This window comes from Microcoleus sp. S28C3 (genome assembly GCF_036700785.1).
GTDB lineage: Bacteria > Cyanobacteriota > Cyanobacteriia > Cyanobacteriales > Microcoleaceae > Microcoleus > Microcoleus asticus.
In genome coordinates this window covers 1-10,735 of the sequence record NZ_JAUBPO010000162.1, presented here as the reverse complement: position 1 = coordinate 10,735, position 10,735 = coordinate 1, and the positions used below count along the sequence as shown (strand labels likewise).

General features: G+C 39.2%; 8 protein-coding genes and 2 pseudogenes. 9 read left to right on the top strand and 1 reads right to left on the bottom strand.

Going from position 1 to position 10,735, the window contains the following annotated elements; translation table 11 throughout:
- Positions 1-819 (top strand): annotated as a pseudogene (locus tag QUA13_RS29795) (IS630 family transposase); the annotation flags it as partial.
- Between the two features lie 13 nt (positions 820-832).
- Here the strand turns inward: QUA13_RS29795 and QUA13_RS29790 are convergent.
- Positions 833-1,000: pseudogene (locus tag QUA13_RS29790) on the bottom strand (IS701 family transposase); the annotation flags it as partial.
- 487 nt (positions 1,001-1,487) lie between these two features.
- Here QUA13_RS29790 and QUA13_RS29785 point away from each other — a divergent pair.
- The 8 genes from QUA13_RS29785 (at position 1,488) to QUA13_RS29750 (ending at position 10,661) form a co-directional block, all read left to right on the top strand.
- Positions 1,488-2,582: a glycosyltransferase gene (locus tag QUA13_RS29785; protein WP_333204373.1), complete on the top strand. Its 1,095-nt coding sequence runs from the start codon at positions 1,488-1,490 to the stop codon at positions 2,580-2,582.
- 39 nt (positions 2,583-2,621) lie between these two features.
- Positions 2,622-4,850 (top strand): polysaccharide biosynthesis tyrosine autokinase, encoded by a 2,229-nt coding sequence (locus tag QUA13_RS29780; RefSeq protein WP_333204371.1) that lies wholly within the window; start codon positions 2,622-2,624, stop codon positions 4,848-4,850.
- A 386-nt stretch (positions 4,851-5,236) separates the two neighbouring features.
- Positions 5,237-5,920 (top strand): heterocyst development glycosyltransferase HepC, encoded by a 684-nt coding sequence (gene hepC, locus QUA13_RS29775; RefSeq protein WP_333204369.1) that lies wholly within the window; start codon positions 5,237-5,239, stop codon positions 5,918-5,920.
- Positions 5,921-6,280: 360 nt separating this feature from the next.
- Complete coding sequence (locus tag QUA13_RS29770) at positions 6,281-7,195, top strand: NAD(P)-dependent oxidoreductase (protein WP_333204367.1); 915 nt, start codon at positions 6,281-6,283, stop codon at positions 7,193-7,195.
- A gap of 75 nt (positions 7,196-7,270) precedes the next feature.
- The gene (locus QUA13_RS29765; RefSeq protein ID WP_333204365.1) at positions 7,271-8,548 is read left to right on the top strand and encodes a glycosyltransferase; all 1,278 of its coding nucleotides are present in this window, start codon (positions 7,271-7,273) and stop codon (positions 8,546-8,548) included.
- Positions 8,549-8,683: 135 nt separating this feature from the next.
- The gene (locus QUA13_RS29760; protein ID WP_333204363.1) at positions 8,684-9,640 is read left to right on the top strand and encodes a decaprenyl-phosphate phosphoribosyltransferase; all 957 of its coding nucleotides are present in this window, start codon (positions 8,684-8,686) and stop codon (positions 9,638-9,640) included.
- 33 nt (positions 9,641-9,673) lie between these two features.
- Complete coding sequence (locus QUA13_RS29755; protein WP_333204361.1) at positions 9,674-10,258, top strand: YqeG family HAD IIIA-type phosphatase; 585 nt, start codon at positions 9,674-9,676, stop codon at positions 10,256-10,258.
- A gap of 64 nt (positions 10,259-10,322) precedes the next feature.
- Positions 10,323-10,661 carry an SMR family transporter gene (locus QUA13_RS29750; protein WP_333204359.1) on the top strand — a complete coding sequence of 113 codons (339 nt, stop codon included), beginning with the start codon at positions 10,323-10,325 and terminating at the stop codon, positions 10,659-10,661.
- Positions 10,662-10,735: the final 74 nt, after the last annotated feature.

Below are 10,735 nucleotides of genomic sequence, written 5' to 3'. Positions count from 1 at the left end.
GCCTCAAGAGCTAGGATATGAATTTGGTCGATGGTCAGCTAAAAGATTGGCTACTTATTTAGAGGAAGTGACTGGAATTAAGTTAAGTGGGTCACAAGTGTGGAGAATTATCTCAAAAAAAAAGTACGTTTACCTGTGGTCAAAATATAGTCTAGAGCACAAACAGAATCCCGAGAAAAGAAAAGCTTTTAAAGAGAAACTAGAGGAATATTTAAGAATTGAAAAAGAAAGTCCTAATCGCCTACAGGTATGGTAAAGGGCGCGAAAGTGGATTTAGTTTAAGGGTGATAAAAAGAAAGACGTGGTGCAAAAAAGGACATCGCAAAAAAGTAAGGGGAGAGCGAAGAAAAGGAAGAGTGAATGTCATGGGAGCAATCAGGTATTCAGACAAAAAAAGATTTGTTGAATTTCTCACTAAAAGTAACTCTAATAATTTCTATAAAGTCTTGAAACTATTTTATCAAGATTTAATAAGTGAATGGGTAGAAGCGGGAAACAATCGGGAAGATTTTACAGAAAAAGGGTGTCAAATAGTGATTGTATTAGATAATGCCAGCTTTCACAAGAAACAAGACTATATCCAGATAATAAAAACAGAAATGCCTAATATTCATCGGGAATACTTACCTGAATAGAGCCTCGGACTATAACTTAATTGAGTTGGTATGGCATTCAGCCAAAGAATATATTGCTAATCGACTTTTTAAATCAATTGAAGAATTAGAAGTTTTGTTGCATAAGCTTTTAAATGAAGGAGAATTGGTTATCAAATGGGGACGAAAACTTAAAAACAAAGGAAATGCTATTATCACAATTTAAATGCGAAACAGCTTACTTCGGCAATGGTCGGTAAAGTTTTACGTTTGATTGGGGAGAGCATCCCTACGTGTAGTTGCGTAAAAGCCTCAAAACTCCTCACATCTGAAAACAAATTTCTATATGAGGCACAATATTCATCAATAAAATTGATGGTGGGTCGAGATCGCCGGGCTTCATCCATAGACAGCAAGTGGGTTTTGGTCGTTTTTGGCTATTATACTTCCATCAGAGTGACAGAAGAGCGATAGGTGCCAGTTGGGGGGTGCGGAATGTGGGTTAGATGGGTCTGAAAAACTTCTGCGTAGGTGATTGCCGACACAGTGGTTGCCAGTAGGGGGTATCATACTGATCGTATAGGGAAGTAATCGGCTTCATGTACAAGATAGGACACCAGTAATTCTGCCTAAGCACAAGCGATGTAACCCTCGTGCTCACGATCAGGACTTTTATACGACTCGTCAACTGAATTGAAAACTGATGATCCAACTGAAGCAGTATCGGGTGATTGAGATACGTTCGTCTAGCCTGTAACCACATTTCTCGGTGCGATTTACCCTGGTGCTTTCGTTATCTGGTTGAATTGATGACGTACTCTAGGAACGGTGAAAGAAGAAGTATTGGCACAACGGCATCGTCGGTGTGGGATGCTATAAAATAGAGAGAGTAGTATGAAAATTGCACTAGTCCATGATTACTTGACACAACCCGGTGGGGCAGAGCGTGTATTTGAATTGCTGTGTAAACGCTACCCCAATGCTGATATTTTTACGTCTCTGTACGAACCTAAACGAACTATTGATCTAGGTGAACGTGAAGTTCGCACAACTGTACTTCAGAAAGTTCCAGGGGCAAGTAAGAATTTTAGGCTAATGGCTCCATTTTATTTTTCAGCCTTTCGAGCCTTGGATCTAAAAGACTACGATATGATTATCAGTAGTACCACGAGCTTTGCTAAAGCTGTGCGAAAAAGACCAGGAGCAATACATATTTGTTTCTGTCACAATGTCACCCGTTTTTTGTGGGATACCACAACTTATCTTCGAGACTATGCTACCTATCGAAATCTTTCGGGTATGCTAGAACCGATTTTTCAGCAGATGAGAAAAGCCGATTTAGAGTCTGCTCAGGAGCCAGATTTTTACATTGCTAATTCCAGCACAGTTGCCAGTCGTATTCAGCAATTTTATGGAAAAAAATCAGTTGTTATTAACTATCCGATTGACATTAAAAAATTTATTTTTTCCAAAGATAAGGAGGACTTTTACTTGACCTCCGCTCGTCTTCTTGGTTACAAACGCATCGATGTGATTATTGAAGCATTCAATTGGCTGGGATGGCCATTATCGATCATGGGTGATGGCCCAGAGCGAGAGCGTCTTGAGTCTAGAGCTTTAAAAAATATTAAATTTCTAGGTCATGTCAGCGATACAGAACGCAGTCAGTTGATGTCTAAAGCTCGTGGTGTTATTGTTGCTGCCTTGGAAGACTATGGCTTAGTTCCAGTGGAAGCTAATGTTAGTGGAACGCCCGTAATTGCCTATGGTAAGGGTGGTGTATTAGATACTCAGATACCAGGTAAGACAGGGGTCTTTTTCAATCTACAGACACCTGAAGCTATTCACACAGCAGTAGTTGAGTCCAGTAAGATTGCATGGGAGTACGAAAAAATCCGAGACCATGCGATCGCTAATTTTTCCGAAGAAGCTTTCTTTGAAAAAGTAGAGGGTGTAATTGAGGAAGTTTGGGGTCGTCATCAGCCATAAATATATTTGGTTCAATAGGTTTACGATCGAGGCGTAGAAGTGACTGAAAACAAAATAAACTCAATTGCTGAAACAGAAGCGGGCTATGGAGAACTGTTTGCAGTTCTAATCCGCCGACGCTTTTGGTTGCTAAGTGTTTTGTGTATTGTCTTGGCTGCTGCCACTGTAAAATCGTTGAAGGAAAAGCCTACCTATACAAGCTCAATACAGCTCCTGGTAGAATCTAATTATCAAGGCAAAAAAGACGCTAAAACAGATAATCAATTTGCTGATTCTAATGTTGAGATTGACAATGCTACTCAGCTTAGTTTGATGCAAGGTTCTCAGCTCATCCAAAGGGCGGTGAAATTGCTTCGCCCTGAGTACCCAGGAATCGATGTAGAGGAGATTAGAAAATCCTTAGCTGTCAATCAAGTGGCAGATGAGAAGGCAAAAACCCAGACTAAGATTTTTCAAGTAACTTACACGGCTAATAATCCGACTCAAACCCAGAAAGTCCTACAAGTAATGCAACGGGTTTATCTGGATTACAACCTAGAACAGCAGAGACTACGTTTAACTAAAGGTCTTGCTTTCATTGACGAACAATTACCCAAGGTTCGCAAGAACGTTGCTCAAGTTGAGGCTACCTTAGAAGAGTTTCGCAAAAATCAAAATCTGATTGAGCCAGAAGTACAAGCAAAAGCTTTGACTGAGGCAATTAACACCATTCAGCAGGAGCGACGGACAAACCAAGCGACTAGAAGGGAGCTTCAGGCTCAATACGACTCTTTGCAGCAGCAACTTGCCAGTTCTCCGCAGGAAGCGCTTGTGGCGGCACGGCTAAGTCAGTCTTCTCGTTATCAAGCCTTACTCAACGAAATCCAAAAGACAGATTTAGCCATCGCCCAGCAACGGATACGTTTCACTGACCAAAACCCAGTTATTCAAAAGCTACTCTCGGAGCGCAACAAGCAACTAAGTCTCTTGCAAGCAGAAGGGCAACGTGCTACACCAGAAGTTTCTGCTCAGATCCCGGATACGGGAGAAAGCCTTTTGAAAGAAAGGCAACTCGGTACAACTGACTTAATTATCGCGACGAAGCTTCTGGACATTCAGACAAACTTAAAGGGCCTAACGGCACGCGACGAAGCACTGGCAAGCAAAGAGCAGCAGCTTCGTCTAGAACTCGATCGATTTCCTAATCTATTGGCTAAGTACACTCGTTTACAAACAGACATACAACTCAAGCGTGAAACTTTTCAACAGTTAGAGACAGCACGGCAGGGCTTAAGCTTGGAAATTGCCAGAGGTGGATTTGATTGGCAAATTGTTGAAGTACCGCAACCCGGTAAAAAGAGTAGTTCTAAAAAACCGCAAAACATTATGCTGGGTGTTGTGGTTGGATTGTTCTTGGGTGTTGCTGCGGCTTTTGTTCGCGATATGTTGGATGATTCTGTTCATAGCTCGGATCAGTTAACAAAACTGGTTCGCTTACCTCTACTAGGAATGACTCCACAGCTACCGCAGAACAAGAAGAACAAACCAATCATCAAGCTACCTTTCGGCAAGCGACAAACTTCCGCCCCTTGGACAAGCGAACCAATCATCAAGCTACCTTTCGGCAAGCCGGAAAATATGGCGCCTTGCACGATTGAAGTAATTCATAGTCCACCTGCTTGGGAATCCTTGGACCGAATTTATAAGAACATTCAACTTCAAAATTCTGGTTCGACTTTCAGTCCTTTAGTAATTACTTCAGCATTGGATGGTGAGGGAAAATCAACAATCGCATTAGGTTTGGCAATTAGTGCTGCGCGTCTACATCAACGGGTACTGCTAATTGATGCTGATTTCCGTCAGCCGATGCTGCATAAACAGCTCAATCTCCCTAATGAGTATGGGCTTTCTACTCTGCTGGAAAGTAACGGTACAGTACCCATACGTAGTTATATTCAATCATCAGACTTATATATTGATATTTTGACTTCTGGGTCAATACCCCAAGATCCCGTAAATCTGTTAAGTTCTCCTCAAATGCAGAGATTAATGGCAGGGTTTGAGCAGAGTTATGATTTAGTTCTGCTGAAGGCATCTCCTGTTTTAGGGATTGTAGATGCTCTGCTGGTTGCATCTTGTTGCCGGGGGGTAGTGTTGGTGGCACGCATTGACCTAGTGACAAAAACCGCACTTACTGAGACTACCGCCATACTGAACAAGTTAAATACGATCGGGATGATCGCGAATGGGGGTATGAGTCTCAAAAAGGGTAAGATACCTCACTCCTGAAAAAAAAATCATGGTTTCTTGACAAGCTTATTGACAATGCTTCCTCATTCTCTACGATCCCGACCGAATAAAGGGTAATCGCCAGCTTCGATCTTTCTTGAAAACACTCAACTCAAAACCTTGCCAGGTCAAGTCTTTCAACTTGGTTGTCACCCCGTCAGGCGATCGACATCAGTTATACCAGCCCCTTTAAATCATAAAATGTGTAATTTGTCAATAGACCAATTATAGATAAAAAAAATGACAAAGTATTGACTTGCTTTTGAAAAGTGTTACAAAAGAAGGATGATTCTACTTAAGTAATCTGTAAAAGGAGATTTTAAGTTCTAAGTGATTTTACTCTACAAACAATAATTAGTAAAATTCTCGTCAGGTAATGAGAACCTATGACCAATTCAACACTCTCAAATTTCAATATCTATTCGTCTGTAGAGCAACAGCATTCAAACAATTACTTACCTCACTGCATTCTGAAGTGGCGACAGGGACAGTTATTCGTCAGTCTCGGACAACAGACCAAACAGCCTTATATTTCCGCGTTTGAGACAGAGCAACAACTAATAGAATGCTTGAAACAATCTCCAGTACGGCTAGTTCACCTCCATCCAACCCTCGGTGAGGCAACACTGAAGCTCTGGGCAGATGCCTGCGAGCAAGCGAACAAACCCGTGTTTCTACGGAGGACTATTCAAAAAAAATTTCAAAAGCAAAGCCAACTTAGTCCTCAGCCCAAACAATGGATGGACTCAATTGCCGCCTTTCTTTTGCTTTTATTGCTCAGTCCGATTATACTGGTGGCAGCTATATCGATCTACCTCTATTCACTAAAGCCGATTTTCCCTCAGCAATGGTACATTGGCACAGGAGGCAAGTTCTTTCGCCTTCTCAAGTTTCCCACGATAGTAGCTAATGACGATTCTCGTGCTACACCTTTAATTCGTTGGATATGTAAGTACAAGGTGGATAAGTTACCGCAGTTGTTCAATGTGCTACGGGGTGACATTAGCTTGAGGGATTCATTCTCTCCTTTGACGATATCGAAGGCAGTAAAACTTAGCTTAGAAAGTTAACAATACGTGATTGCATTATTGGAAAGTGCAGAAGCTAAAATTCAGGGAAACAATTCAAATGAGGTGGATTTGGTTGTGATAAACACTGAAGCTTCAATTTAAAAAGCTTCTGCACTTCATTCCAAGTTTATGGAAGCAATCGAGGGCTAAAGCCAAGCTTTTCTAACGCACCTACAAAAATCAATAGTTTTCGGGGAATCTCGATTCTGTCTTAGAAATTACAAACCAGATTCCGCACGCACCTCATAAATTTAGGGGGGAACACACTCTAACTAACCATAAAGATAACAATTAATGATGAGCTAAAGTCCATATATAGCCCGTAAAAACTCCAACTATTGAAGTGTAAACAGGTATAAAATGAAAAAAATTCTAGTGACTGGTGGAGCAGGTTTTATAGGTTCGGCAACAATCACTGAACTTCAAAAGCATGGTCATGATATTTATGTTATTGATGACTTATCCTTTGGAAATATAGATTTTTTGACAATTTCTGATACATATTTTCATAAGCTTGATATTTTGAACGCAGATGGCTTAATCGAAGTTATTCATAAAATCGAACCCGATTGGATTATTCATCTGGCTGCTATACACTTTATTCCCTACTGCAATCAACATCCTTTCAAGTCGAGTAACATTAACATACAAGGGACTCTCAACGTATTAAACGCTGCAAAAAGCTTAAAAGATTTAGAAAAGATGTTTTTTGCTTCTACAGCAGCAGTTTATCCAATTTGTGACCATGCTATCTCAGAAACTCAGCAAACGAATTCTCTAGATATTTATGGGTTATCTAAACTAGCTGGCGAACATTTGATGAATGAATTTCACCTACAAACATCTATCCCTACAATCATTTGCAGATTTTTCAATGCGTTTGGTCCTAATGAGACTAATTTGCACTTGATTCCTGAAATTCAAAGGCAAGTTAATTCGGGGCTAAGAACTATTGAGCTGGGGAATCTTGAACCAAAACGAGATTTTATCCACACCTATGATATGGCAAGAGCCATTTTTATGCTGCTTGATAAGTTTGATTCGGGAATTGATATATTTAATTTAGGAAGTGGTCAAGAATATTCGGTGATAGATGTAGTAAAAGAATTTGAGAACCAACTGGGAGAAGAAATTACAATCGAAGTGGATCCGTCGAGAGTGAGAAAAGTAGAGCGAATGCATTTACTAGCTGACATTTCTAAACTTAAAGCCTTTATGAACTGGGAACCTAAAATTAGTCTTAGCGAGGGAATTAAAACTTTACTTAATTACTAATATAAATTTTTAAAAAATAAATTATATTGCTGATTTAATTGAAATTCAAAATCAAACGTGATGGAGGTAAACCCAATGAGTCAAGCGAAGAAAAAGATTCTATTTCACTTACCAACTCTAATCGATCCCCGCAATTACAACGGAAGACAGGGTAGAATTTTAGGGATTTTAAAATATTTTAGGGATCGAAAAGAGTTTTTTGAAGTGCATGGTGTAGGTGGCAATGAATTTGGATTTCCTCAATGGAGTCCAGAACAAAGAAAGGAAATATTAAATTTTATAGATAACGTATTTATATACGAAGGTGAGCGTAATTTATGTGACTTGGTATATACTCGAAGCCAAAGCTTCTATTATCAAAAATTGTTACGACAACAATTACCTGTCGATTCTGATTACTTTGCTCCCCCCGGTTATGTTGAATTTGTTCGGAATTTAGTTGCTCAAAATAAATACAATTTTATTTGGATTAATGTCCTGGACTATGCTCATTTAGCAACAAAAAGCAAATTGGAGGTTCATAGTATAATTGACCTGCATGATATTACCTCCAATTTCCGCTTGGTTAGGAAAAACATCTCTTATTCTAAAGGATTGAAATTTGACTATGAGTCTAATTTCAATTGGGAGATTAAACTAATTAATAAATTTGATAGGGTGATTATTGATGCTCAGGATGAGAGGACAATTCTTAGCTCCCACCTCCCATCCGAAAAGTTATGCTTAGTTCCCACTTTAATTGAAGGGTTGAGTTATAAGTCAAATATAGTTCCTTATCAAGGCAGAGAGTTTAAGTACGATCTGCTATTTGTTGGTTCTAATAATCAACCGAATAAGGAGGGTCTAACTTTTTTCCTTAATTCAGTTTTTCCTGAGATTGTTCGCTGTAAACCTGATATTCTGCTGATAATTGCTGGTCAGATAATCCAAGATATTCAAGTTGATGCCTCTTTCAAAGAAAATGTTGATTGCTTGGGATACGTTCCGGATTTAGCCGAGATTTACTTCAAATCGAGAGTGGCAATTTGTCCTTTAATAACTGGGGCTGGTACTAAATTTAAGCTTGTAGAAGCAATGGCTTATGCAATGCCGATCGTTGCTACTAAAATTTCTGCTTCGGCACTCAGTTTGATAGATGGGGTAAATGCCTTTGTTACAGATAATCCAAGGGTCTATGCTAAACAAATTCTATGCTTACTTAACGAACCAGAATTAGCTCAAAAGATTTCCCAAGAGGTTGCTATAACCTTTAAGAACGAACACTCAAGTTCAGCGGTATACTCAAAACTTGATGAGATATTGGGTATATCCCTGTCTCAATCAGAATGCAATCCTGGGAATTTGAAGTTGTGATGATTTTATTCAGCTTTCTCTACAGATTTAGCAAATATTTCATTTTGGAGCAAATAAATATAACCCAAACTATTGACTTATCTGTTAGTTTATCGCTATCTATCATACTGTTAGACAAGGAAATTCCAAAAAAGTATGTCTACAAAAAATCATGTTTTATCCTTACCAGGAAACATAGCCTACTTTAAGGCTTTGCGTCCAAGACAATGGACAAAAAATCTAATTGTCTTTGCTGCACCCCTGTTTGCCTTTAGCATCAATTTACAATCACTACTAGGTAGTTGGTTGGCTTTTGCATTATTTTGTGGAGCGTCTAGTAGTTTCTATTTAATTAATGATCTTGTCGATGTCGAAGCCGATCGTCAACATCCTGTCAAAAGTCAGCGACCGATCGCCTCTGGATTAGTTAGTATTCCCGTCGCGACAGGAATGGCCGTTTTACTATTAGGTAGCGTTTTGACTCTTAGCTGGTTAAGGAATCCTCAGTTAGGTGCAAGCATTACGGCTTATGCCTTATTGCAGGTTGCTTATAATGTGAGACTTAAACGGATAGTGATTTTGGACATTGGTGCGATCGCCACCGGATTTGTTCTCAGATCCCTCGGTGGTGCAGCAGCTACAGGTGTAGTTTTATCATCTTGGTTTCTACTCTGCACAGCAATGCTGGCATTGTTTTTGGGGATTGAGAAGCGCAAAGCAGAACTGCGATTGGCACAACTTAAAGGTAGCAAACCTCGTTCCGTCCTCAAACGCTACTCCTTACCAATGTTGAGTCGGATGGAAAACGTTGTTACTTCTAGTACAGTTGTAACCTATGCACTTTGGAGTTCAGGTCCCTATATGCGTGGAGCATCCACTTCTTGGATGCTACTGACATTGCCATTTTTACTATATGGCATTTTTCGCTATCAACTACTAAGCGATCCCCAGGAAATTTCGATCAATATTGATAGTAAAATTGAGCAAGGAGGAAGCAGTGAAAGACCTGAAGAAGTTTTATTAAAAGACGTGCCAATACTACTCACGGTCATCGGTTGGGTGTTCACCTGCTTTACGATTTTGTGGCTAAAAAATCAAGCACTAATCGACTAAAAATTTCAATACCAAAATTGGAGGAATAGGTAAATGGGAAATTTAAAAAATTGGTTCCTCAAGTTACGCCAGATAGGAATCAAAAGAAAACTTCATACATTGGCACACGGAGCCGATGGAGTAGCTCAAATCGATATTGACTGCTTGAGGGAATCTGGCATTAAAGGAATCATTCTCGATCTAGACAACACGATCGTCTCTGAAGACGATCTGTATTTATCTCCTGGTGCAGAAGAATGGATTACACAAACAAAACTGGCAGGATTCCAATTTTTTATTCTCTCCAATGGGAAACGAAGCTATAGAGTCAAATATTGGTCTCATCGTTTGAATATTCAGGCTATTAGTCCAGCCAAGAAACCTTTTCCTTTCGCATTTCACCAGGCGATTGCTTATATGAAAATCAACCCTAAACAAGTAGTGGTTATAGGTGATAGCTTACATACTGATGTTTTAGGAGCATGGCTTTCTGGGTGTTGGTGTATCCAAGTTGCAACACTGCCCCATCCACCTAGATGGTGGGAAAAAATTGCCGGAGAATGGATACAAAAATCTTATCCAGACATTAATAATCTTGGAAAATTTGATGCTGTTTTTGAATATCAAAGCTTTTTGTAGAGAATAATTTAGATAAAACAAACACTATCAAAGTCATTTAGTCATAAGAGAGGAAATTTTAGCTATGTATAATCAATTCGTTTTTGGCTTGCTAATTTTTATCGCAGTCTGTCTAAATACAATTGCTCAAACTCTTTTAAAACTAGGAGCCGGTCAAAATCCATTAAACCTATATTTACTAGGGGGGATTTGTAGTTACGGTTTAAGCACAGTTTTTTATATAATAGTTTTAGGAAAAATGAATTTATCTGTCGTCTATCCCATAGTTATAGGTTTAACAGTTGTGTTAACAACAATAGCTGGAAATGTGATTTTGCGGGAGAAAGTTTTATATGTTCAATGGATAGGAATCGGTTTAGTGTTAAGTGGTATTTGTGCGATCGCTGTTGTAAAAAATAGTTAATACCAATTCACTATGAAGGTACACTAAAATCTAGGGTAAAAGTAGAGGAAATCCAATATGGCGAACAAACTTCA